This is a genomic window from Methanonatronarchaeum sp. AMET-Sl (assembly GCF_029854155.1).
In the GTDB taxonomy this organism is placed as follows: Archaea; Halobacteriota; Methanonatronarchaeia; order Methanonatronarchaeales; family Methanonatronarchaeaceae; genus Methanonatronarchaeum.
This window is the reverse complement of the sequence record NZ_CP122958.1, coordinates 623,383-648,536: the sequence shown is the minus strand read 5'-3', so window position 1 is coordinate 648,536 and position 25,154 is coordinate 623,383. Positions and strand designations below refer to the sequence as shown.

Below are 25,154 nucleotides of genomic sequence, written 5' to 3'. Positions count from 1 at the left end.
GTAGTTAAATGGATGGATATACAGGTAGGTTTTTATCTCTAGATCTAACCAATAAGGTGGTTGAGTCTGGTGAAATTCCTGAAGAATGGATAAGTGATTATGTAGGTGGTGAGGGGCTTGGCGCTAGGTATCTATACGAACACATGGATTTCAAAGCTATGCCCTTGGATAGTGAACAACCAATTATTTTAGCAACCGGCCCATTAACTGGGACTTCGGCTCCGTCAAGCGGTCGTTTATGTATAGTGTTCTACTCACCTTTAACCAAAACTGTTGGTGCATCTAACTGTGGTGGTTTTTTAGCTCCAGAAATAAAGAAAGCAGGTTATGACTTAATATTAGTGAAGGGGAAGTCAGAAAAACCTGTTTCAATAGCTATAAACAACCAAGAAGTTGAGATTGTTGGTTCAGAAGACATTTGGGGATTAGGTGTTAAAGAAACTGAAAAAAAACTAACAGAAAAACTAAAAACAAAATGGAACGTTAATGGGTTTGAATTTGCTTCTATCGGTGTTGCAGGTGAAAAACAAGTGCTCTATGCCTCTGTAATGACAGATAGCCATCGAGCTGCTGGTAGAGGTGGTTTAGGAGCATTGTTCGGAAGTAAAAACCTAAAATCAATAGCAGTACATGGAGACAACCCCATAAAGATCTCAGATCGAAATGAACTTAAAAAATCTAGTAAAAAAGCACGAAAAGAACTATTCTCAGAACACTTCGTTAAAGAAGAACTAAAGCCATATGGAACACCAAGTTTCTTCGCAGCAATAGACGGTTTAGGCCTACTTCCAACCAAAAACTGGCAGAAAACAACATACCCAGAAGCAAAAGGACATCTAGACCACGAAGCATACCACGAAACACTTGACGTAAAGCCATACGGATGTCATGGATGCCCAATAGCTTGTGGAAGAATAACAGAAATCAAAGAAGGAAAATACAAAGGAGAAAAAGGAGGAGGACCCGAATACGAAACAGTTGCAGCATTTGGAAGCAAATGTCTAAATCTAGACCTAAACTCAATAGCTATGGCCGGATATATATGCGACAACCAAGGCCTAGATGTTATCTCTGCAGGACAAGTAATAGCAACAGCAATGGAATGGTACGACCAAGGAATAATCACAAAAGAAACAACAGATGGATTAAAACTAGAGTGGGGTAATGAAAAAGCCATAATCCAGTTACTAGAAAAAATAATAGAACGAAAAGGATTCGGAGACATCCTAGCAGATGGAGTAATGAGAGCAGCTGAAAAAATCGGAGAAAAAGCAAAATACGCAGCCATACACGTAAAAGGAATGGAAATGGCTGCAGACGGAGTTAGAGCAAGTAAAGGAGAAGCAGTAGTACACGCAGTCAGTCCAAGAGGAGCAGACCACCTAAGGCCATGGGCACCAACCATAGAAGCATTCGGATACAGAGAAGAAGAACTAGATATCACATCCGACGAAATAGACCCCCTCGACGATGGAAACAAAGAATGGATCAAACCATTCCAAGAACACCTAATGACCACAAACATGCTAGGAATCTGCCTCTTCACATCAATAACACTCGCCAACAAACCCTCAACATACGCAGAACTATACTCAAAAGCAACAGGAAAAACAACAAACAAAAAAGAATTACTAAAAAAAGCAGAACGAGTCATCAACCTAGAAAGAATCATAAACAACAAACTCGGACACACCAAAAAAACAGACACAATCCCACAACGATTCAAAAAAGAACCCGCACCAGACGGACCAGGAAAAGGACAAACAGTAAACCTAGAAAAAGGCCTAAAAAGCTACTACAAAGCAATGGGATGGGACACAAAAACAGGAAAACCAACACCAAAAACACTCAAAAAACTAGACCTAACATGGACAAAATAACCATCTCTATAGGTAGGGACTAAACCCAGTCCCCACCTAAAACCCAGATAAAACAACAAAAACCCCATATAAAAAATAAATAAAGACCTAAACAAACACCACTAAGTCTCTAACAATAAACCAAGAACAAGAGGTTTTTATTTAGATAACTTTAATCATCTCTTTTCCCTCATCTGTTAAAGCATACAACCTGCCTTTCCGGCAATCCGGATTAAGACATTCCACCAGGCCTTTTTCTTTTAGGTTCGAAAGAGTCCTACTGACATGACTCATACGGTATTCATTTTCTTCAGCAAGTTCTTTTGGTGTCTTCGGGCCCGCCTCCAAGGACCTTAATATATTTTGACGATATGTACTTGCCTTTATCCAACCAAGCTTATTGTAATTCATTTTATTTTCTTTATTTCTTGATTTTGACATCCCAACCAGCTATACCTTTTGGCATTTTAAAATTTCTATTTTTTTATTTTTGATATATTTTGGGTTAACCAACTACAAAAATGGTTATAACATTGTAGTTTTTTTGTCGAAGTTTTTTATTTATTATAACATATAAAAATAGTTTGACATTAGGTACCAACTGAATATCAATTAAGTCTTTCTAAGTGTCTGCTAAAAAAATAAACACTAAAACTTAATACATAACTTACCCTTCTTTAAAGTACAATGTACTTTTGTTATATTTAAATGTGACTAAATCTGTAGGTAAAAGCTTTTTATGTTGTTTTTTAAAGATAGACGTAAAGAAAATCATGATCTTGAAGAAAAGAGTTTATCCAGGGCCTTTATCCTGTTCAACAGGATTTTGATTTCCACCAACCATACCTCCAACCACCAAATCAACAACAGAATACCTAACTCCAAAAAAACTATTAATGTTCAAAGCACTCTATTTCTCCCCAACACCCCAAAAACACCATCAAACCCCACTAAACCCCCACCCTACATTCAATATTCGATATTTTTTTTTAAAAAAAAATCAGTTCTTTTTATTAACTAAGGGAGAGAAAAAACCCTCAGGTATTTATTCCTTTATAGTAATCCTATCTTCGTCTCCTACCTTGTACTCAATCTGATCGATACCAGAATTGTTTTTATCTAAAATAACTTCACTAGCAAGCTCCAGAATCTCTTCCTCAGTAATATCCTTATCTTTTACCAGATGGCCAACAACACTTTCCAAAGTATATTTAGTCACAACCATACCTACCGATAAATACCCAAGGATATAAAAAATCTTTGGGAAAACCTGAAACTACAAAAAATAGAGAAATAAATCAATAGTTTTATCTCAAGTCAAATCACCAACATTTAGTACTTAGAGATTGAATACAGCCCTGATTTAAGATAAAAAAAGGAAATAAAAAAACAAACTTAAATCCATAACTAAACTAAACCATTGTTTTAAGAAAAAGGGGTTTTTACTAAAAAAGTGATTAATTGATTTTTAGAAATTGATAAAATTAATAATGTTTAAATAATTTTAATGATATTTCTATTGGATAAATTATATATTTATAGTTTTTTTCGTGTTTAAGGGGGTTTTTCCTTGAGGATGTGGATGATTGATTCTGAATTGATGTGTATGCAACATATTTTGGGGGAACATCGTGAGTTACATGCATTAGTTGGAACAATAAAGAGAACTAGACCTGAGTATGAGGGTTCTATACGGCATAAGAATAATTTAATTGGTCTTGCTAGAGATGGTTTTATAGAATTAAAGTCTTTAAAGAAACGTCATGATGAACTAGCAAAACATTTTGAAAACCATAACTCACCTATTAAAGAACTCCCCCCTCTAAAATACCTTCCAAAAAAAGTTAGAGAAGCTAGAGTAGATAGGGAAAAGGCTGTAAAGGATTTGATTGACAGGCCAAAGTCATGTAGACCGGAGGGAGGTTGTAGAGATAAAATATTGGGGTGAAGTGACCTCTCATCTAAAGAGGCGGGGGTTATGAGGCCTGCTTTAAGATGGTTTTTTGGGTTGGTGGTTTTTGGTTGGTTTTCTTTATTCTAATTTTTATTTAGTTTGTTGGTTTTAGTTTTGCTGGCCTTTATTTCTCATTTTTTGTTCAAAGATAATTTGTATTTCGTGATATTTGTTGATTTTGTTTCTATAAGCATGGTTATTTGATTTAGGTTTTTGTGCACTGCCTCGGGGTCAAGCCCCGGGGTACTCTCCCTCTACTGCCTGTAGATATATATCGAATCTGGCGCCACCGAGCTCTGAATTTTGGATTTTGATTTCTGCGTGGTTGTGGTCTGCTATTTGTCTGATCATGTAGTATCTTGCTCCGGAGACTCCTGTGGTTTCTCCGGTGTATGGTTTTCCTGAGAACATGTTTGCAATGTCTTTGGGTAATGGTTCTCCATCGTCTTCGATTTTAACTAAGATTTTTTCTTCTTTTTCTTTTGTGTCTATCTTTATTTTTTTAGGTTTGGTTGTTTGGATTCTTGTTAGTAGGATTTGTGAGAACATTATGTTTAGTGAGTAGTTTCCTTTTACTTTTGTTGTGGTGTCGGGCTGGGTTTTTTGTATTTGGACTTTTTCTCTTTTGGCGATTGTTGAGATGTCTTGGACAACATGATTCAGAATGTTAATGATGTCTTTTTCTTCGCTCCAGTCGGTTTTTTCTATTTCTTGGAGTTTTCTCGCTAACCCTAGGATTTCGTCGGCTTCTCGACCTGTTTTTATAGCTTTTTCCAGGTGTTTTTTCTGTTCTATTGGGATGTCTGTTTGTTTTTTAAGTAGTTGGAGGTGTCCTTGGATAATCCGGGTTTTGCTTCCTAAGTCTTGTCTTAGTAGGGTGTTTAGGAATTTTTTTCTCTCTTTTGCCTCTTTTTGTTCGGTGATGTCTTTACCTATGGCTATAGAGCCTATTATTTCTCCTTCATTGTCTTCTAGGGGATGTGATGTCCAAGAAATAGTCTTTTTTCCACCATTTTTACATTGAATAGTTGTTTCATAATTTTCAAGTTCTTCTCCTTGAAAGATCTGGCCTACTTTTTGTGTTATTTCTTGACGGTATTGTTCATCTGGATAAAGCCATCTCCATATTTTGTCATGTCCGATGACCTCTTCTTTTGAGTATCCGCTGATTCTTTCTGCAGCTTTATTCCAAACCTTTACATTGCCATCGGTATCAAGAACGTTAATCCAAACATTTGCATCTTGTATGATTGTTTTGCGAAACTGGCTGAGTTCTCGAATCTCTTCCTCAGCTTTTTTTCGTTCGGTGATGTCTTCTGCGAAACAAAACTCGTATTCTTCTCCTTTAAACTCTAGATAATGACTGGTTATTTCGACGGGATATACATATCCAGACTTAGTTATGTGAAAGCTTTCAGCCTTCTGGGTCTTTTGTTCTTTTAACCTCTCCCAAAATTCTTCTCTTCTCTCTTCAGGATAGTTTGGATCCACATCCCAAACATATAGTTCCTTTAGCTCTTTTTCGGAATAACCCAACTTCTCCCTAACCTTCTCGTTAGCATAAATAAACCTCCCTTTTGGAGTAATCCAATATACTTCTGGCAAAGCTTTCTCTATTGAAAACTTGAATAAATCTCTTTTCTCTTCCAGTTTACTCCTATTCTTTATTTCTTCCCTCATCCGTTCATAATGTTTCCAGCTAACTTTCCCTTCTAATCTATCCAGTAAGAGGTCTGGGGGCATGTAATAAGGATTATCATATATAGAGTTTTCAAGCAGAATCTTTGGATGGACATAGATAACATCAATCAACGTCTCAGGTGAAAACTTGTTCTCGTTATACTGACACAAGCCCATTGAGTTGCTACCTGGAAAAAACTCATTCAATTTCATTTCATATTCCATCAACCTTTCAGTACCAGGTAGGTCACTCAAAACCCAGGTCATCTCACCGGTAATTCTCAAACCATTATAACCTTCATCAAGAGCCTTACTCTCCTCACTTTCAATCATATCGATCATTTCATCTGGATCGAAATAACCATCTTTTAAGTAGGATTCTTTTCCGGTTAAAAACTCTAACTGGCCAGTCTCCAAATATCCTTCAACACCCACACCCTGTTCATCAATAAATTCAACAATATCTTTTTTAGACCTATCATCCGCCACATACAGACATTTTTCACCACGCTCCAAACCACTCACAACAAACAGAGAAATCTGAGACAAGGACACCTCTCTATCGCTATAAACACAACACAAGTGACTTCCCAACTCCAAATCAGCTAAAACTCTTTCCAAACTCTCCACAAATATACACCCACATAAACTAATAAGAAATATCTTACTCTCCCTATTTATTCATTACCAACTATCCAACCACTCCAATATCAGGCCTGTCTATTTAAAATTATTCAGGCCTTTTGCAAAACCACATCAAATCTAGCTCCACCAAGCTCCGAATCTTTTATTTTTATGGAGCCGCTGTATTTTTCAGCGATTTCTTTAACCAAGTATAATCCAAATCCAGAGCCACTAGTTATTCCTGATTTAAAGCCTTTTTCAAAAATCCTGTCCTTCTTTTCCTCTGGTATTCCCCTCCCGTCGTCTTCAATCGTGACCACGCATTCTCCGTTTGTTTGTTTTCCTGATATCTGGATTTTTTGACAGTCTGCGTGTTTTATTGAGTTTTCCAGCAAGTTTGAAAACAGTTCCTCAAGGAGAGATCCTCCTTGAACTTGGCAGTCCAAACCACCGTATTCTATCTCTATTCCTTTTTCACTGGCTTGGGACGTTCTTTCCCCAATGATTTTCTCTATAATTGAATGAATGTTAATCTCTTCCAATTCTTCTTTTTCCTTAATTTCACTTAACGTTTTAAGCTTCTCGATTAGATCTATGATGTCCTTAACGGCCTTACCTGATTTTTCCACGTATTCTTCTGCTTCTTCCGGGAGTTTATAGTCCTTTAATCGTTCAAGATATCCCGTTGATATCTGAGTTTTGTTCCGAACATCATGCCTTAGTAGGCTGTGTAGGAATTCTTCCCGTTCTCTTATTTTGTTTTTTTCTAAAATTCTGGCTAATCTATCTGTGAATTCGTTGAGTATTTTTTCTTCTTCTTTTAGGAAGGGGCCTTTGTCTGCTTCAGGTTTTTGGTTTAGGTAGCAGATTTGTACAAATCCTTTTTCTTCACCTTCGAGGGTTATTTTGTTTTTGAGGCTCCATTCAGTTTCCTGGAAATTATCGGTTTTATATTCTTGATTTCTGTATTTGATGCGGGCGCATGCATCTTCAGGATGCTGCAGGGCATCAGGCCATAGGTTGACGGTTTTATCCAGTATTTTATCGATAGATCTATGCTTAGTTTCAAGTTTGGAGAGACTATACAACAAATCTAATTCTTTGAGTCTTTCCTGAGTTTGTTGTTCTGATTTTTTCCTGTCTGTGATGTCTCTAATGTTGCTTTGAATTACTTTTTCTCCACCTACTTGATATGTGTTGCTTATAAACTCGACCCAGTTTTTCTCTCCGTTTTTGGTTTTGAGCGGGAGGTCTTCATATCGAGCGTATCCTTGTTCTACTAGTTTTTCAAATCTTTTTTTGTTTTCAACTATGTCTTTGAATGTCCCGAGTTGCCAGAGTTTTTTCCCAACTAATTCTTCTTTAGAATATCCTGTTAACTCCTGTATATGGGGGTTGGCATCCTTTATTTCTCCTGTTTCCGCATCCATTATGAGCATTCCGTCGTATGCTGTTTCAAACAGCCTTCTATATCTCTCCTCCTTCTTTTTAACCTTCTTTTTGGTATTATGGTGTTCAATTTCCTGAATAATTGCGTGAGCCAACTCTTCAAACTGGCTCTTAGGATCCCCTCCCTTCTGTATATAACGATTGGCGCCTAAATTCAAAGCCTCCATTGCAATCTCTTCCCGACCCTTACCGGTAAGCATAATAAAAGGAACATCATTATCCAATTCGTTCCTAACAGTTCCTAAAAACTCCAAGCCATCAATATCAGGCATCTGATAATCACTGACTATACAATCATACTTCTCAATCTCCCCCAACTTCTCCTCAGGAGACAAAGCCGTATCTACATCAAATCTTTCATCAATATTTGAAAGATAAGTAGAGGCAAGATCTAAAAACCCAGCCTCATCATCAACAACAAGAACCCACATAAATTACTAACTCCACCTAACACAACCAATCTAGTTAATAATAACCAACATTAAGACATAAAAATACTGTTTCATCACCCACACCCCTATCCAAAAACAACCATATGCATCTAAAAATAAGTCAAAACAAAAGAAAACAAAATTTCTCTAAATAACTTCTAGCCGTAAATTAAAAACCAAGGCCTTCTTTAGTTGAAATAATAAATACCGAGCAAAAGGTTATATTTCTCGAATTAAAAAAATAAATCAAGATTTATAGAGATTTTCCTAAATTTTTAAATGGAGAAATGCAGTTTTGTGTATTCTATATTTTTTATTTATAGTTAAATCGCTTTATATTAAAAATTGACTATAAAATATTTGTTATTTATTTGGTTAAATTATTAAAGCTTATATAAGAAAAGATATAGATTTAATTATTAATGAATAGGAAAATAATCGTTTTTTCTTTAGTGATATTGGTTTCTATAGGTTTTACAGCAGGGTGTATTGATGGTGTGGATGACATAAATATTGGAGATAACGGTGAAGAAGAACTTGAGCTTGTAGAGTTCAAGTTTGTGGAAGACCAAGAAGCAGAGGACCCAGATAATTGGGTTGAACGAGAGGCAGAATACCAATCAAATGAAATATACATATACAAATACTTCTCTGTAGATGGATTTGAAGTTGAAGACAACGTAGCAGAATACCATCTAGATACAAAGATGTATCATGAAGGTGAACACATCCCCGATTATGACGCAACTTCAACCGACACTTTGAGTCCTCAAGATGAAGAATATTTGAGTGCTCAAGATGAAGAATACGCAGAAATCTTGTTCTCACCTTCTGCATGGAGCTATGATGGATGGGAGACAGGAACTTGGGAATTTGAAGTAATAGTTACCGATAAAAATTCAGGTGAAGAACTAGAATTCACCAAAACACTAGAAATAGTATAAACCTCTAGCCAAATCTATGAAAAACCAAAATAAAGCTAACTAATTAGATTATAAAGCTAATAATAAAAAGTAGAAAATAGCTTTAGACTGAAAAAGAGGTTAATCTCTACTTAGTCTTTAATATAAATATAATAGAGATAACATTCGGAAAAACCTAAAAAAATATTAAGAAACAAAAAAAAGAAAAAATAGATTAAAACCAAAAAAAATCATAAAAAACTCAATAGAGCGGATAATAACTCCATGCCTATAATAACCATTGGTTAGAACAGCATTGGGTGTCTTGTCAGGTTGGTAACCCAGTTATTTTTTTGAGATTTTATTTAAGGCCTGAATTACTTGGTTTTGGGTTAGTTTTATGTTATTTAGTCTAAATGTTTTATTATATCTTAATCAGGGTTTTTTGGTGGTTTTTTTGGATTTGGATGAGTTTGATGAGGTGTCTAGGCGTAGGTTTTTGAGGTTGTCTGGGTTTGGTGTTGGTGGTTTTTATGGTGGGTTTGGTGGTAGTGGTTCTTCTTTTAGGTCTTTTGTTGATAATAGGGTTCCGGGTTTGTTGGATCGTTATGGTATTCCGGGGGCTGGGGTTGCAGTTGTTAGTGATGGAGAGGTTGTTTGGTCTAGTTATTTTGGTGTCCAGGAGCGTGATGGCCGTTCTGTTGATAGTGATACTTTGTTTCGGGTTCAATCTATCAGTAAGTCTTTAACCGCTTGGGGAGTTTTGTCTTTGGTTGAACAGGGTTTGGTTGATTTAGATAGTTCTATAGAGAGGTATATCACTAGTTTGGAGTTATCGGAATCTGAATGGGGTTGGAGTCAGGTTACTGTTAGGCGGTTGTTGAGCCATAGTGCTGGACTTCCAACTGTTGTTTATGATAACTATGGGTTGGATGAGGAGGTGCCTTCTCTTAGGGAGGTGGTTCTGGGTGTTGGAGATATGCCGTCTGTATCTCCTGTTGAAGAGGTTGGTGGGTTTAAGTATTCTAATCCCGGTTTTTTGTTGCTAGAGGTTTTGATTGAGGATGTTACAGGCCGTGATTTCAAGGAGTTTATGAAGACGGAGATATTGGTTCCTTTAGGTATGTATGATTCGTGTTTTGGTTTAGATGATGTTGATTTGGAGAAAGTTGCTAGGGAACATAGAGTTGATGGCTCTAAAACCCAGTTTTATCGGGAGCCTGGTAATGCTCATTCCATGCTTCTATCAACTCTGGATGATGTTGCGAGGTTTGTTGCAGCTGGAAGTACTGGAGGTGGTGTTCTTACCAATGAATCTATTTCCCTGATGTATAGTGGTGAAGTTGAAACTAAGGGTTTTTATAACGTTGTTTTTGATAAAGCTGGTTTAGGCCATTTTATCGATATATCCGGTAACTCCAAATCTATCGGCCATGGGGGTCAGGGAACCGGTTCTTGGAGTTGGTATCAATTGGTACCAAACTCTGGAGACGGCGTTGTCATTTTAACTAACAGTGAACGCAGTCTAGAGTTTATAGGAAAGGTAATTGATGAATGGGCTGTTTATAACGATTTTGATATTGCTTTATCTAGTGTTTTAAAGTTATTGAAAATACCAATATGGTTTTTTGGGATTTTAAGCGGTATATTAGTGTTTTTATTGAGTTATGATGGCTTTAAAGGTAAACGTAGTTTTGACCCTGAATATAAAGTTAATTCTAAAAAAAGAATCTCTGTAACTGCCTCTGTAGCGACAATTCTGTTGATTTGGTGGATATGGATACGTAGTTCCATAGGAGATTTTCTACCTATATCCAGTGAACTAATGAGTTTAACTCTAACATTGTTCTGTATTTTAGTTCTAGTATGGATGTTATTCCCTAAAAAATAATTTAATAAATACACCTTAAAAACCCATTAACCTATATAATTAAGATTAAAAGGAATTAAAATAGGTATTTTTATTCCTACTTGAATTTCCTTTCAGTGTGGTTAGGTTATTTAGAATGTTTAAGGATTGTTTTTTGCTTTTAAAGAGGTTGTTTGTTAGATATCTAATGTTCTTGGTAACGATAGATGAAATCAAAATTTTTTAGTTGATTTAATATTTAGATTTAATTAAGGAGGTGGGTTTTTTATGAGTTTTGCAGGAGTACCTTGTGAAGAGGAAATTATTGAACTTATAATACTGCTTGCTGAAAACGGTACACTTGAAGAACTACCACAAGCAGCTCAAGACGCCCTTGAAAGTAAGCTCGAGGAAATACCTGCCGCAATTGAGGATGCACTAGATAAAGGTGAAGCTCCAAAAAACGGTTAAATGAGGATTGATGCTAGGGGGAGATCTCCTCCCTCTCTCTTATTTATTCTCTCTTATTTTGTTAGTTATTTTTTGGGTTTGTTAGTTATTTTTTGTTATAAACCATGTTCTATGAAGTCTTTTGTATTATCGTTTTTTATGAGGGTTTGCTACATTTTCTTTTCTAAAATTACATTGAATCTAGCGCCACCTAACTCTGAATCTTCGACTTCTAATCTTCCATCATATTTTTGGATTATTTCTTTTGCTAGGTATAGTCCTAGGCCGGTTCCGCCTGTTTCTTGGTTTTTGTATCCTTTTTCGAAGATTTTTTCTTTTTCCTTGTCGTTTATTCCTTTTCCATTGTCTTCTATTGAGAAGATTACTTCTTTTTCTTTTTCTTCTCTATTTATCCTTATTTTGTCTCCTTTTGAGTGTTTTATTGTATTTTCTATTAAATTATTTAATAATTCTTTTAGCAATGATCCAGCTTTTACTTTACAGCTATCTTTAGGGTATTTTGTTATTACTTGAAAGCTATTTTGTTTTAAAACAGACTTTTTTTCTTCTAATATTTCTTTTATAAGTGGGTTTAAGTCAACTTGTTTAGTTTCTTCTTCCTCAACCTCTCTCAACGTTCTGACTTTCTCAATTATGTCTTGGCTCTTTTGAGATGCTTCTTTCGCCTTCGATAGATACTCACTAGACCCATCTAAGTCGTTTTCCAATAAATCCAGATAACCATCTATAATCTGATGTTTATTCAGTACATCATGTCTCAGTAAGCTGTGAAGGAATTTTTCTCTTTCCTCGGCCTGTTTCCTATTAGATATATCTTTGTAGAGGCCAAGATATCCTTTCTCAATTTCTGTTTTCATAGGGAACCCTGAAATAGAGACTGGTATTGATTCACCTTCTTTAGTTTTTCTTGTTGTTTCATAGTTAAAATAACCTGATTTAACCTTTCTTTGTAGTTTTTTTCCTTCATCCTTCTTTTCTGAGGGTACAATTAGGTCGTCTAGGTCTTTTCCAACGATTTCATCTTTTTTGTAACCAAATAATTCCATAAACCTTTTATTTACGTCCTTTATGTTGTTTTTTGTGTCAATATAAACCAGTGCTTCAGGATTGTTGATAAATAATTCCTTAAATTTGTCTTCCAGTCTTTTTCTTTCAGTGATATCTCTTAAAATTCCTACAACACCAATAACTTTATTTTCTTCATTTTTTAGTGGATAATAGTATATATTTAGATATTTTATAATGGATTCGTTAGTTTTCTGTCTCTTCATATCATATCTAACGGTTTCTCCAGATAGGCATTTATCGACATTGGGCTTAATTTTCTTATATATTTCAGTAGATACTACATCGCTAAGATGTTTTCCAGCGATATCTCTACCTTCTGCTAAAAACTCCCTATAGGCTTGGTTTGCAAATAAATAACGATAGTCAATATCAACAGCTGCAATTAAGTCATCTGATCCATCAATAGCTAATTTATATTCCTTTAATTTTTTTTCAAATTCTTTTCTCTCTGTTATGTCTCTTGCTATTGATAATACCTTTTTTTCACCTTCTAACTCGAATAGGTGGCTATGTATTTCGACTGGTATTTTTGTTCCATCTTTTGCTTGATGTTTCATTTCAAAACGAACGTTTTCTTCTTCAGCTAATGTTTTCATAATCTTTGGAATTTTGTTTTTTTCTTCTTCAGCATCAATCTTGTTTGGTGACATCTCTAAAAATTCTTCTTTAGAGTATCCAAGCATCTGACTAGCTACTTCATTCACTTCAAGGAATCTCCCAGGCATGTTGTCTTCTGTTAATTCATGTAAGTAAATTGCGTCATTAGCTTTATTGAAAATTTCCTTAAATCTCTTTCTCTCTATACGAAGCTCTTTTTCTTTTTCCTTTCTATTCGAGATATCCCTTATGTTGCATTGAACAACTTCTTCATTTCCAGCTAGATATGTTGTACTATCAAATTCAACAGAAATTTCTCTTCCATCCTTGGTCTGTAATGGTAAATCCTCATACCGAACATGCCCTTCTTTTTTTAGCTTCAAAAATTTCCGTTTATTTTCAGCAATATCTTTAAAGGGATTTATTTCCCATAGCTTCTTATTTACTAATTCCTCTATTTCATACCCCAAGAGATTCAATAAATATGGATTAACGTCTTTTATCTCACCAGTTTCCGCATCTAAAATAATCATTCCATCTTTAGCTGTCTCAAATAACCGTCTATATCGTTCCTCGCTTTTCAATAATTCTTTACTCTTCCTATAATTCCCTATCTCCTGCTTTATAGCCTGTGCCAGGACTTTGAACTGACTTTCTGGACCACCTCCTTTCTGGAGATATCTATCTGCTCCTAGGTTTAAAGCTTCCATAGCAACTTCTTCCCGACCCTTACCAGTAAACAATATAAAAGGAATACCCATGCCAAATTCATTTCTTAAAGTATCCAAAAACTCAATACCATCCATAGAAGGCATCTGGTAATCGGAAACAACACAATCAAAACAATCCTTCTTAATTAACTCTAACGCTTCTTCTATAGAACTAGTTGTCTCCACCTCCAAGCCTTCATCCTCCCTCTCCAAATAGATTTCAGCCAAATCTAAAAAACCAGGCTCATCATCAACCAACAGAATTTTAAAAACCATAAGCAAGTAAAATAGTTACCTATAAAAGATAAAAGTTTCACACCATATTCTTACCAAAAAAACCGTTTCTTGAATTATAAATATACATCCCACTTTATCTAGCTGGGTTAAAGAGGCTGTATCCCCGGATTTCATTAACAAGACTTTCTCCCACTATCACCAACTATCGATACCGAAAATAAAAGCCCTTTTTTAAATCGTGTAGCTTGCCCAAACTTAAATTCAAAGTTTATATACAAAAAATGGCAGGGATCTAACTTCCCTAAACATAAATAAACTCGTATTATTTAATCCTCTTATAATAGAATAGCCCTTAAAAAACTCCTTAAAACAAATTCAATAGATGGATTAATTTCTTTAAATTTTTCTATACAACCTAGGTCTAGACCTTTATATATTGGTTAGAGAAAAAAACCTGGTAAACATCCATGTAGAGATCTGTGTTTTCAATATTCTTCCCTTCCAAAAGGTGTCTATCGCATCATAATCTCTTTAAAAAAAATTCTCTATCTAAGGCTGTTTGTGTAGTTTTTACCTCTTATAGAAAATAGTTCTTTTAGAAATTTCTTCAAATAATTAATCGGCCTAAAGGTTTTGGGTTTACAGCGGTAACGAAACAAAAACCCATATTCTCTATAAATGGGTCTATGTCAGTTCCAAATCCATTTCTATTCGGTATTAGGTGAAAAAAGGTTTAAAAAAAATTACTTATATCATTATTTATATAACGTGAATATAGGAGTTTGTATATAAGGTTTGTTGGGCAGAGATAAAAAAACAAATTTATTTGTTAGGTGGTTGTTTTGACATATAGAAAATATATTTATTTATTTTTGATAGTCTGTATACTCATATTAGTCTTATTGCAACCTGTTTCTGCAGAACCTCTATCTCTTGAAGAAGAAGCTTATTTTGAAGTCGATATAGTTGAGACAAACTCACCTATTTTAGAAGGTGAAAACTTCACTGCCACCATAGAAATTAAAAATACAGGTAATATTGATGGCAACCAAACCATTGAACTATATATTGGAGATCCAGTTGGCGAAACTGTAGATACGGCTCAAATCCAACTAGAGCCAAATGAAACGAAACAGATAAATCTAACTTGGGAAACAAAAGTAAATGACAGCGGAGAATACGACTTCAAAGTAGAAACTGATAACGAAATAGAAGACGGTGGATTAACGGTTGAGGAGAATGATTGGGAGACTTATATCCCAGATGAAGATGAAGTAGAGATAGAAATCATCAAACATAACAATACAGATAAAGAAGAGATATATGTCGAATCCGAAGTAACAATAACATTCTCAGATCTAGGATACCGCGTAGTAGACTGGGATGAACCAACCAAAGAAAACAATACATTTACTGTAAACACAGAAATAGAAAAAGACACAGGCCTATCCTCTCCAGCAGTAAAAACAGTAAACAACACCTACAGCCTAGGTGAACTAGAAGAAGGCGAATACCAATTCAAATTCATGAGTTCAAACGAAGAAGTTGAAACCAAAGAATTCACAATACCCATCGATGAAGAGATACCCGGATTTAAAGCCCTAGTTGCGCTAATCAGCTTAATAACCGCTGTCTCAATAATAGCATTACAAAACAGAAAAAACAGAGGTTAATAACAAAGGCGGTTTTAATTAAGTTCTCATCCCCTTCTTCAAATCCTCAATGCAGATTGTTTTTCCATCACCCTCTAAGGACATCTTATCAGTCAACCTCATCACTCATCCAAAAATAACCTAAAAAGAACTAATAAGGATTTTCTTAATGAGCTAAACAAGATCAATAGGCAAAAATAAGAAATGAAATCTATATCCATTCCATATACCGCTTACTTTTCCAAGGAATATCACTTATCTTAACAACTAAGAGCAAAATAATAAGTAAACCGTCATAACAACTATCGAAACAAGAAGAAGTCAAAGAGAATGGCGAGAAAAGATTCTAAAGTTAAAACAAAAAAGAGACAAGGTCCTGGTTTGTTCTATATTTTTTTGGGTTTTTAGATTTCGAGTTTGTCTTCTAGTCTGTTGACTGATGGTATTTCAAGGTCGAGGACTTCGGCTATTCTTGCTTTGGCTTCTATTCCTTTTGCGCATCCTGGTACGGATGTGATTACGCCTATGTCCATGTCTTCTCGTAGTTCTCTCATCACGAAGACGTCGGATAGGTCTGCGATGGAGACATCGAGTTTGTCTGCGACGTATTGTTTGGATTCATCGATCCCCATTTTTTTGTTCATCATTACTCTTGAGACTAGATCTCCAGAGGTTCTTAATCCACCTAGGCCTGATGCGGCGTAGTGGGCGAGGGACATTCCTACTGGGTCTCCGACCCCTACCTATATACCGTCTACTCCAGCAACCTCAACCATAGATTTAGAAGCCCGTGTAACTGCTTCCACTGGCGGAGTCTCAAACATCGGTATACCACCAACACCCATACCCATATTAACATGAATTGGGATGTCGGCATCCTCAGTAGTCCTTTTAACAAACGTAACAGCCCTAGCAAGATTCCATGGAAAACTTTTGTTTGTATCTGTATTTATTACTGGTCCGAATATGTCGCCGCCTGCTTTTTCTACTAGTTCTAGTTGTTGGTGTGGCCATGTTCCGGCGAGTGTTGTTCCATCGTATTTTAAGTCGCCGTGCATTCCGAGTACGTTTTCAGCAGCCATACCAATCTCGATGGCTATTTTACTAGTTTTTGGGTTTGATTTTAGTTTTTCTGTTATTTCGAGTGATGCTTTGAAGTCTGGGTCTCCTGCTGCTCCTGTTGTGTCTAGGTTTAGGCCGTCTAGTCCTAGTTTGGCTAGGTTCTTGGCTATGTATCCTATGTCCTCCATGGCTTGGTCTACAGCGTTTTCCTGTGATTCCATGGCTTCTTCTATTTTTCCGTTTTTCATAAGTTTTCCTGGGTTTCGGAATGGCCCGTCTGGTTTGTAGTAATACCCTAGGTTTGGCATTGATCCATACCAAACTGGAGCAATTGTGTTTAGTAATATGTTTTCAAGTGTTTGCTGTTCTTGTGCTATGATTGGTTTTGTTGGTTTGAAGCTGTAGTCTATGTGTCCAAGTTCGATGGAGTCGGTTGCAAAAGCCCTTTCGTGAGTTTGAACTGCTTGCTGTCTTGAAAGTGATGTCCCAACACCTCCATCAGCTTGATCTACAATTAATCTTAAACCACCGTCGTCTTGGCTAAAAACTACTTCATCTCCTTTTTCCACTCCAACAACCTTTCCCGGTTCAATTAATATCGATAGTAATCTATCCAATTCATTATCAGATAATTGGTTTATCTCAGCTTCCTCTGTTGCAGCTTTACTACCTAACTCTAATTCTTCATATATCTGACTTTTATCCATTTCTATTGAAGAACCATCGCCCATACAAACTTTATATGCCATAAAACCCACTCTCTCTTTCTCAAAACTAAATTTATTTTTATTTGTTTTTAGTTTGCTAATACTTCGCTATCTAAGAATCCATCCAAATGAGGTTTATATCCAAAAAAATACTATAAGTCAATTTTTTAAATCCAGTTTTTTAGGTTCAATTCAATTCAATTCAATTCCTTTGTCTGCTTTCTTTACGACTTCTTCCATGTCTTTCAGTTTATCTGGGTCAATCTTTTTTGGTTTATAGTCTGCTAGTTCTTTTTTTAGGAATTCATGGGCTTGCATTGCTAGGTCTTTTGATCCACTGTTTTCCCAGTCTTCTCTCATCTGTCTGTTGATTAGTGTTGGTGAGGAATAGCTGTGTATGTTGTCTCTTGTTGTTTGGTGGGTTATGAATTGGTCGAACTCTACTTCACGGATGCTTTCCAGGCCTAGTGTGTCGTCGTTTACTTCGATTCCGTCTTCCACAACCCTCTTAACCATTTCGATTATGTCGTTGTCGATTGCGAGTTGTTCGTTGCTGAAGGTCATTCCAAGTTCAAGCATACCGGCACCATAGACTATGTTAGCGCCTGCCATCGCTGGTAAAAGGGCGGTTATTGTTTTTTCGTGTCCCGCTTGAGCATCCGGTAATTTCGAGTCAGCCTATATACCGGCTACATAAGATGGTATTTCGTAAAATTGAGCCATTCTTGCGGCCCCCGCGCTTATCATTCCGAGTTCTGGTGCTCCGACTGGAGCAGTTCCTTTTTTAACATCAAACTGTGTAGTTGAACTTCCATAAAAAACAGGAGCACCTGGGTTAGCTAGCTGCGACAACACAATACCAGCCAGGACTTCTGCGTTATGAATTACGAGGGTTCCGGCTAGGTGGATTGGGCTGGAGGCTCCGGACATCGCCATGCTTAAGACGTCAACAGGTATATCGTACTCACCGCTTTTAATTATAACTTTACATCCATTTTCACCTAATTGAAGTGGACTTGTTGGACACAAATCTGTTGAAAACAACGGTCTTTCCCGAGCCATTTCCTCATCTCCACCGTAATAAGCCTTAGCCATCTCAAAATAATAATCTAAATTATCTCCAACAGCTTCACCATGAAAAAAATGTTTAGAGGTATTTTTAAACAAAGCAAACAATTCATGTACATCTTGTTCTGCTTTTCCAGTTAACTCATAAGCAGTCACGGTTTGTGTGAAACAATCGATGTTTTCTAGATAATCCCCAATCCTCGCTTGATCCCCTACATCATCTTCACTAGAATTCCTTATTCTAAAATTACCATTATCATCCATCTCACATGTTAACACACCAACACCAAAAGTAGTAAAATGAACATTACCACCAACTTCAATCTCAATGTCATGTTCCCTATCTCTACTAGCCATCAAAAAAGAAGATGGAGCCGTCTTTAAAGCCCGATTAACAACCCCCTCAGGTATCCTAACCCTCTTTCCCACAACCTTACACCCACCATCCTTAAAAACATCAAGAGCACGGGAACTCTCAACATAAATACCCGGTTCCCGCAAAACCTGCAAAGTAGTTCTATGAATCTCCTCAAGCTCATCCTTCGTAAACAACGCCATACTCGAACCCAAGAACCTATCCATACTAGACCCAAATCCACTACCCAACATACTCAAAACCCCAATAACGAATATATAAACCAAATAAATAAATATTATCAACCAAACAAACCAAAAAACCTAGAACAAAACAAACCACACAAAAAACACAAAAAACAAACCTCCCTAAACCCAAAAACAAGAAAATCAAAAAGACTACCCGAATATATCCATATATACAAAATAAATACCTCTAACTCCATATCCACTAAAATAACCATACCCCTAACAAAAAAAGAGAGATACTGCCCTCCTTTATAATCATTTTTGCTATATGTAGGGAATGTAGGTCTTTGTTTTAAGGAGGTAGTTCTGTAGGGCTTTTATTGGTTGGGGTTAGAGCCCTAGTTTTTGGTCTATTTTTTGTAGGGCCTTTACTGAGATTTCTATAAATTCCTTTTTTTCAAGTCCTATTTTTTGGCAATAGAGGATTCTATCTCGATCTATGTTTTTTGCAAAGGATGAGTCGTCGAATTTTTTTAGCACAGATTCAACTCTAACTTCCTTTAGTTTGCTGTTGGGCATAACAAGAGCTGTAGCCACTATCAACCCTGAAACCGCATCCGCCGCAATCAAAGCGTTATCAAGATCATTTTCAGGACTTACATCAAGATGCTGGTGATTATGGGCTCTAATAGCTTTCAAACCCTTTTTAGGCATTTTATCCTCTAAAATCTCCGCAGACCTCATAGCATGCTCCATAGGATTATCTTTAGTCTCCTCATAATCTATATCATGCAACAAACCAACCCGCCTCCACAACTCAGAGTCACCATCAAACTCCTTAGCAACCTCCCCCATAATAGCAGAAACCGCATACATATGTTTCCTCAAATTCTCCGTATCCACCCACTCAATAACCATATTCTCAGCTTCATCTTCCCCAATCATACTAACTATCCATTACTTCTAAAGAAACATATCTCCTATTCAACCCAAACAGGAACACCCCCACCACCAACATCGCCAGAAAGCCAACCAAAAAACTACATACCTAATCTTGTATATCTCTCAAAAATCTAGAAAAACCTTTAAAACCCCTATAAAAATAAATTTGTGTTTTAAGTTGAATCTGGGGTTTATTAAACCTATTAAAATTACAAGTAAAACAACTTCTAAAACTTTTATATTGTCTATAAAGACTTTAGAAGGTTTAAAACCATAAAATATTTATTTCTAAAAAACAATAGTTTGTTAAGAGAGTTTAAAAGGGTTTTTTTTGGTATTGAAGACAATAATCGTTTTTCAGTTTGGTGACCAAATGATTCCAATCCCGAGCGAGATGGTTGCGTGGGGAGAACTCCCTATGCTAGGGAATTACCGCTGCTGCTGAATAAATAGTTTGTCAAATAAAAAAGGTCTAAAACTAAATTAAGATGTAAATAGGAGTATAAAACCTAAGGAAAGAAATTAAAATAAGGCGGCCATGGCCATACCCCCTATTATTTTTTGCGTTTTGTTTTGAGGTTAATAGAGACTATTTCTCTTTTATATCTTGGTTTTTAGGCTTCTAAACTACGTTTTTTGGGGAAAAATTTATTATTTATTTGTTATTATTGTTTTTTTAGTTGTATGGAGTGTTTTTTGCATGGCTGATTTTTTGAGAACAAACCAGATTTCATCTAAAATAGAGGATATAATCGATGGTGCAGATGATAATTTGATTTTGATGAGTCCTTATCTGCAGATTAATAAAAAAATCAAAAACCGGTTGAAGGTTAAAAATAACAGGAAAAAATTTGCTAAAATTGTTTATAGAAAAAATAAACTTGAAAAAAAGGAAAGGGAATGGTTGAGCGAACTTGAATACATCAAAACAAGTTATCACGAAGACCTTCATGCAAAATGCTACCTAAACGAAAAAGAAGCAATAATAACCTCCATGAACCTCTACCAACACTCCCAAGAAAACAACTACGAAATGGGAGTATACATAAACAAAAAACAAGACCCAGAACTATACAACGATCTCAAAAAAGAAATAGACTTCATAGTCGAAACAGCAAAAGATACAGACCCCAAACAAAAAACACAAAAACAACAAAAAAACAACAAAAAAGGATACTGCATAAGATGCAAGAAAAAAATCAAACTAAACCCAAAAACCCCTTACTGCCGTAAATGCTACAAAAAATGGAACAAATACAAAAACAAAGATTACAAAGAAAAATACTGCCACATCTGCAAAAAAGAAAAAGAAACAACCAAAAACAAACCAGTCTGCTACAAATGCTACAAAAAACACAAAAACAAACTAAAATTCCCAAAAAACAAAAAAAACTAAACCAAAAAACCTAAACACCAACCCCAATCAACCTTATGATTTGCCTTCAGCAGGCTGAAAGCCAGCAGTGACCTCTTCATTCCCACATCCATAGTCAAATTAATTTTTCAATTTCCTGGCTCGACCTCAAGATAAACCTCTTCCCACTGTTTGAAACCATATTCAGCTCCAGTTATATTTAAACAAACCCCGGTGTCCACCCTCTAAATTGTTTCAAGACCAAAAAAATGGTAGAAAAAGTATTAAATCTAATTTTACAGTTTATGAAAACGATTTATGGTGGGTATGGTATTGGTAGTGTTTTTTGTTTGGGTTTGGTTGTTTTGAGCGGACCCGGCGGGATTCGAACCCGCGATCACCAGCTTTCTTCCGTTTGTTGTTAGAAGGCTGGTGCCTTATCCGCTAGGCTACGGGCCCTGTGGGAGTGGGGTCTGGGTTTTTTTGTTCTTTTATTGATTTAAACTTTCTTGGTTTTTGGTTGTTTTTTTGGGTTTTGTTAGCCGGCTGAGTATCTTTCGGTTCTTTCTGTTATTTCTGTTGTGATTCCGTGGGGTGTTTGTTTTATTATTTTGTTGATTGTTCCTAGTCCTGCTGTTTGGGTTTTTATTCTTACTATTGTGAGTTCTTTTTCTTCGTAGATTGAGTCTGTTGTGTAGGATATGTGGTGCATTGAGATTTTTTTGTTTTGTATTTTTGCTATTATTCCGTTTGTTCCTTTGTTTATGTCGTCTCTTTTTTTGTTTGATAGGAATATGTGGTCTCCTGGTTTTTGGTCTAATATTGTCATTATGTTGTTTGCGCTTCGGAGTTCTATTGTTCTTGTTCCGTCTTGTAGTAGTTCGTCTAGTACTGGTTGTGCGATCCCGCTTAGTACTTTCATTTTCATTTTTAGGTCACCTCATTGGTACATTGGGGATTTGATTGTTGGTTTTTTTGTTTCTTCCATTTCTTCCATTCTCTGCATCATTCGGTTCATTTCTTCTTCGATTTTTTCTGCTTCTTCGATTAGTTTGGTTGTGTCTATGTTTAGGTCTAGGTATTGGTTTAGTATTTTGATTACGTCGGCTGCTGACCTGGGGTCGGGACCTATTCCTCTTGTTTCTCCTAAGAGGGTTATTGCTGGTATTTCTTGTAGTTTTGATTCGTTTAGGATGCATCCTGTGAATCCGAGTATGTTTCCGGTTGTAAATCTCTCTGTTTGGTCTTCTAGTCCTTGGAGGTCTTTTTTATCTCTTGCTGCTGTGAATACGCGGGATGTGGCTTGGCTTGTTGTTGATATTCCGGCGATCGATATTATTTCTCTTGATTTTTGTTGTATGCTCCATTGTACGATTTCATGTGCTATGTCTTTTGCTAGGTTGCTTGACATTGGTATGTCTGAGGTGAAGATTATGTATTGGTTTTTGTTGTATATTCTGAGTGGGTGTTTGGTTTCTCCTTCCTCTATGATTGCGACCGGTGGGAATCTCTCAGATTTTATCAATCCAACTTCATCGAATTCCATTGCTTTTATTATGTGGCGGGTTGCTATGTTTCCTATAAGCCCTACTCCTGGGAAACCCTCTATTATGATGGGTTTTTCTGGTTCTATTTCTTTTTGAAGAATAATCTCGGGATCTGTCATTTTTACCCAACTAGTTATTTCTTTATGTTAGAATTAATAATGGTTTCCATTTACAGTGTGGTTTTTTGTTGGAGGTTTTTTGTTGTGGGAAAATAAATATATAGTTAATGAATTTTATTGAGGTTGAGATCTACGAAGTTGGTAGGACTGGTGATGGGGCTATTATTTTGTTGCAGGGTGTGGAGGAGATGAATGAGAAGGTTTTACCTATCTTGTGTAGTCCGATGCAGGGTGGTAGTATCAAGATGGGTTTGTCTCAGTTGTCTAATAGCCGTCCTCATAGCCATGACCTTTTTGTTGAGATATTGAATGAGTTTGGTTGTGCTTTGGATAGGGTGTTGGTTACTGAGATGAAGGACTCTGTGTATTATGCTGAATTACATATTAGTAGGTATGGTGATGATGGTAGTGAGGAGTTGGTTTTGGATGCTAGGCCGAGTGATTCTATAGCGATTGCTGCTAGGGTTAGGTCTCCTATTTATGTTAATGAACAGTTGATGGAGAAGAGGGGTGTTTCTCCATCGAGTTTTAAGAAGAAGGAATGAATTTTTTTGGGGTTGTGGGTTAGAGTATTTCTTTGTATTGTTGTCTTAGTTTTTTGGCTATTTCTTGGTAGTGTGGTAGTTCTTTTGGTATTTCTTCTATTTTTTGTTCTTGGTGGTTTATTATCCACATGTGGTCGCAGTTTGGGCATAGGTGTATGATTGCTGTTTTTTCGCCTGCTTGTAGTACTGGGAAGCCTGTTTCTTGGCATCTGAAACAGGTTTTGTTTGTATATCCTTTTTCTTTGAGGTCGGGTGGTCTGTAGTTTTGGTTTTTTTGTTGGTCGTTTTCGTTTTCTTTCAATTTTTCTGGCTCCATGTTTTCTATGTTTGTTTTTGTTGGGTTATTCAGTTTTTGGTTTTTTTATTCGATTATTAGGCTGTATATTAGGCATAGGAATCCGATTGTTGTTATGAAGTAGTTTATTGTTAGTAGGAGTTGTGGGTAGGCGAAATCGCTTAGGAACGCGCTTATTGTTGTTCCTATTGCTGCAGAGACTATTAAGGCGAATCCGAGTGATAGTAATATCATGTCTGTTCGGTAGGTTCTTTTGTAGGCTCTTAATGAAAATGCTACTAATAAGAGTCCGGATATTGATAATGTAATGCTGAATATTATGTATAATATTTCGATAGTCTCCATTTTAGCAAGTCCCTTTAAATCCTTATTTATTTTTTCAAAGGACTTGTTTATAAATATAATCTACGATTCTTATTTTTGATAATCATGTATGTTTATATTCATTGGTTTTTTTGGTTGTTTAGATTTCTATAGGGGGTATGGTTATTGTTATTATTACTGTTTTGTTGACATCGAATTCTTCTTGGGCTTCATCTGGCTCTAATATCTGGATTCCATGCAATGTGTTTTCTTTTTCCCAGAATGGTATTCCTGCTTTACTGAAGATGTCTGTCCATTCTTGGTTATCCATTTCCTCTTCATACCAATCCATTATCTCGTCTGGTGTATCTGTGGTTTTATATGCGTTTATTATGCCTTCAAAACCTATTTCATCAAATATATCTTGAGATAGGTCTTTTGGAATATCTATTTTCTCAGCATCCGGGTAAGTTGGAGTTTCCTGAGCCTCTCCTAAACAACCTGGTGCAAAGGCTAATAAAAGTATTAGAGCGGTGAGAATCACTATCTTATAGGTTTTTTTCATTTATTCTCTTCCCTAACTATGTTTAGTTTTTATTAATATTTTTATTTTAAGGTGATTTCTGTGTTTGGTTTAAATGGTTTTATAGTGTTTGTTGTTTTGGGTTGGTTTTGGTTGTTTTTCGGGGGTTAACAATGTTTTCGGTGAGTTTTAAAGAAAGATTTTATATTGATTGCTATTTATACGATAATCGATGGATCCTATCAAGGTAATTCGTGCACTTGGCAATAAATACAGTGTTGAGATTTTGTCGGAGGCTCAGGAGCCAAAGCCTGTTAAAGAGATTGTTGATGAAGTTGATGTGCCAATAGCTACTGGTTATAGGAGAATTCAAGAGCTTGAAGAAGCTGATTTAATTAAAATTGATGGTAAGACGGTTTCCGAGGATGGAGGGGATATAAAATTGTATAGAAGCCGTATAAAGACTGCTAAAATAGATTTTAATGGTGGGATTGAAGTTGAGTTTACTGAAAATGAAGAAAAAGAAGACAAACTTGTCGGGGTATGGGACGAGTTAAAATAACAATTTTTCCCAGTTTTTTTTAAACCTCTGTTTTCTTTTATTTGCTATAAACTCTTTTTGAGGGATATGGAGTTTATTGGAAAAATATAATTGGTTCGATT

At 36.0% G+C, this 25,154-nt stretch carries 20 protein-coding genes, 1 tRNA gene and 2 pseudogenes; 9 read left to right on the top strand and 14 right to left on the bottom strand.

What is annotated here, in order from left to right; genetic code table 11:
- The first annotated feature begins 8 nt into the window (after nt 1-8).
- Nucleotides 9-1,880: an aldehyde ferredoxin oxidoreductase family protein gene (locus QEN48_RS03170; protein ID WP_280108956.1), complete on the top strand. Its 1,872-nt coding sequence runs from the start codon at nt 9-11 to the stop codon at nt 1,878-1,880.
- Between the two features lie 141 nt (nt 1,881-2,021).
- Here the strand turns inward: QEN48_RS03170 and QEN48_RS03165 are convergent, their stop codons facing one another.
- Nucleotides 2,022-2,300: a helix-turn-helix domain-containing protein gene (locus tag QEN48_RS03165; protein ID WP_280108955.1), complete on the bottom strand. Its 279-nt coding sequence runs from the start codon at nt 2,298-2,300 to the stop codon at nt 2,022-2,024.
- A 604-nt stretch (nt 2,301-2,904) separates the two neighbouring features.
- Nucleotides 2,905-3,078: a hypothetical protein gene (locus QEN48_RS03160; protein WP_280108954.1), complete on the bottom strand. Its 174-nt coding sequence runs from the start codon at nt 3,076-3,078 to the stop codon at nt 2,905-2,907.
- Between the two features lie 363 nt (nt 3,079-3,441).
- Between QEN48_RS03160 and QEN48_RS03155 the strand changes: the two genes are divergently transcribed.
- Nucleotides 3,442-3,807: a hypothetical protein gene (locus QEN48_RS03155; protein WP_280108953.1), complete on the top strand. Its 366-nt coding sequence runs from the start codon at nt 3,442-3,444 to the stop codon at nt 3,805-3,807.
- A gap of 237 nt (nt 3,808-4,044) precedes the next feature.
- Here the strand turns inward: QEN48_RS03155 and QEN48_RS03150 are convergent, their stop codons facing one another.
- Complete coding sequence (locus tag QEN48_RS03150; RefSeq protein ID WP_280108952.1) at nt 4,045-6,123, bottom strand: MEDS domain-containing protein; 2,079 nt, start codon at nt 6,121-6,123, stop codon at nt 4,045-4,047.
- Between the two features lie 104 nt (nt 6,124-6,227).
- Nucleotides 6,228-7,997 carry a PAS domain S-box protein gene (locus QEN48_RS03145; protein WP_280108951.1) on the bottom strand — a complete coding sequence of 590 codons (1,770 nt, stop codon included), beginning with the start codon at nt 7,995-7,997 and terminating at the stop codon, nt 6,228-6,230.
- Between the two features lie 422 nt (nt 7,998-8,419).
- On the opposite strand from QEN48_RS03145, the gene QEN48_RS03140 reads away from it, so the two are divergent.
- From QEN48_RS03140 to QEN48_RS03130, 3 genes are all read left to right on the top strand, one after another.
- Entirely contained in the window at nt 8,420-8,941 is a 522-nt protein-coding gene (locus tag QEN48_RS03140; protein WP_280108950.1) for a hypothetical protein, read from the top strand.
- Between the two features lie 415 nt (nt 8,942-9,356).
- Nucleotides 9,357-10,790 (top strand): serine hydrolase domain-containing protein, encoded by a 1,434-nt coding sequence (locus QEN48_RS03135; RefSeq protein WP_280108949.1) that lies wholly within the window; start codon nt 9,357-9,359, stop codon nt 10,788-10,790.
- Nucleotides 10,791-11,036: 246 nt separating this feature from the next.
- Nucleotides 11,037-11,219, top strand: a complete 183-nt coding sequence (locus tag QEN48_RS03130) for a hypothetical protein (protein WP_280108948.1) — start codon at nt 11,037-11,039, stop codon at nt 11,217-11,219.
- A gap of 149 nt (nt 11,220-11,368) precedes the next feature.
- Here QEN48_RS03130 and QEN48_RS03125 read toward each other — a convergent pair whose 3' ends face one another.
- Complete coding sequence (locus tag QEN48_RS03125; RefSeq protein ID WP_280108947.1) at nt 11,369-13,852, bottom strand: PAS domain S-box protein; 2,484 nt, start codon at nt 13,850-13,852, stop codon at nt 11,369-11,371.
- An 821-nt stretch (nt 13,853-14,673) separates the two neighbouring features.
- Here QEN48_RS03125 and QEN48_RS03120 point away from each other — a divergent pair.
- On the top strand, nt 14,674-15,504 hold the full coding sequence (locus QEN48_RS03120) for a CARDB domain-containing protein (RefSeq protein WP_280108946.1): 831 nt from the start codon (nt 14,674-14,676) through the stop codon (nt 15,502-15,504).
- 383 nt (nt 15,505-15,887) lie between these two features.
- Here the strand turns inward: QEN48_RS03120 and mtbB are convergent.
- From mtbB to QEN48_RS03105, 3 genes and pseudogenes are all read right to left on the bottom strand, one after another.
- Nucleotides 15,888-17,294 (bottom strand): annotated as a pseudogene (gene mtbB, locus QEN48_RS03115) ([dimethylamine--corrinoid protein] Co-methyltransferase).
- A gap of 150 nt (nt 17,295-17,444) precedes the next feature.
- Nucleotides 17,445-18,878: pseudogene (mttB, locus tag QEN48_RS03110) on the bottom strand ([trimethylamine--corrinoid protein] Co-methyltransferase).
- A gap of 375 nt (nt 18,879-19,253) precedes the next feature.
- The gene (locus QEN48_RS03105; RefSeq protein WP_280108945.1) at nt 19,254-19,808 is read right to left on the bottom strand and encodes an HDIG domain-containing metalloprotein; all 555 of its coding nucleotides are present in this window, start codon (nt 19,806-19,808) and stop codon (nt 19,254-19,256) included.
- 697 nt (nt 19,809-20,505) lie between these two features.
- Here QEN48_RS03105 and QEN48_RS03100 point away from each other — a divergent pair.
- The gene (locus tag QEN48_RS03100) at nt 20,506-21,201 is read left to right on the top strand and encodes a phospholipase D family protein (RefSeq protein ID WP_280108944.1); all 696 of its coding nucleotides are present in this window, start codon (nt 20,506-20,508) and stop codon (nt 21,199-21,201) included.
- A 328-nt stretch (nt 21,202-21,529) separates the two neighbouring features.
- Here the strand turns inward: QEN48_RS03100 and QEN48_RS03095 are convergent.
- The 3 genes from QEN48_RS03095 to QEN48_RS03085 all read right to left on the bottom strand — a co-directional run bounded on the left by QEN48_RS03095 (nt 21,530) and on the right by QEN48_RS03085 (nt 22,825).
- Nucleotides 21,530-21,618, bottom strand: a tRNA-Arg gene (locus QEN48_RS03095).
- Nucleotides 21,619-21,697: 79 nt separating this feature from the next.
- A complete protein-coding gene (locus tag QEN48_RS03090; protein ID WP_280108943.1) occupies nt 21,698-22,087 on the bottom strand; it encodes a DUF473 domain-containing protein in 390 nt (129 codons plus the stop codon).
- A 12-nt stretch (nt 22,088-22,099) separates the two neighbouring features.
- Nucleotides 22,100-22,825, bottom strand: coding sequence for a proteasome assembly chaperone family protein (locus tag QEN48_RS03085; protein ID WP_280108942.1), 726 nt, complete (start codon nt 22,823-22,825; stop codon nt 22,100-22,102).
- 107 nt (nt 22,826-22,932) lie between these two features.
- Here QEN48_RS03085 and QEN48_RS03080 point away from each other — a divergent pair, with 107 nt between their 5' ends.
- The gene (locus tag QEN48_RS03080; RefSeq protein WP_280108941.1) at nt 22,933-23,370 is read left to right on the top strand and encodes a bifunctional nuclease family protein; all 438 of its coding nucleotides are present in this window, start codon (nt 22,933-22,935) and stop codon (nt 23,368-23,370) included.
- 19 nt (nt 23,371-23,389) lie between these two features.
- Here the strand turns inward: QEN48_RS03080 and QEN48_RS03075 are convergent, their stop codons facing one another.
- The 3 genes from QEN48_RS03075 to QEN48_RS03065 form a co-directional block, all read right to left on the bottom strand.
- Nucleotides 23,390-23,671: a hypothetical protein gene (locus QEN48_RS03075; RefSeq protein WP_280108940.1), complete on the bottom strand. Its 282-nt coding sequence runs from the start codon at nt 23,669-23,671 to the stop codon at nt 23,390-23,392.
- A gap of 60 nt (nt 23,672-23,731) precedes the next feature.
- Nucleotides 23,732-24,010, bottom strand: coding sequence for a hypothetical protein (locus tag QEN48_RS03070; RefSeq protein ID WP_280108939.1), 279 nt, complete (start codon nt 24,008-24,010; stop codon nt 23,732-23,734).
- Between the two features lie 118 nt (nt 24,011-24,128).
- The gene (locus QEN48_RS03065) at nt 24,129-24,533 is read right to left on the bottom strand and encodes a hypothetical protein (RefSeq protein ID WP_280108938.1); all 405 of its coding nucleotides are present in this window, start codon (nt 24,531-24,533) and stop codon (nt 24,129-24,131) included.
- Nucleotides 24,534-24,777: 244 nt separating this feature from the next.
- Here QEN48_RS03065 and QEN48_RS03060 point away from each other — a divergent pair, with 244 nt between their 5' ends.
- Entirely contained in the window at nt 24,778-25,053 is a 276-nt protein-coding gene (locus tag QEN48_RS03060; protein WP_280108937.1) for a helix-turn-helix domain-containing protein, read from the top strand.
- Nucleotides 25,054-25,154 lie beyond the last annotated feature (101 nt).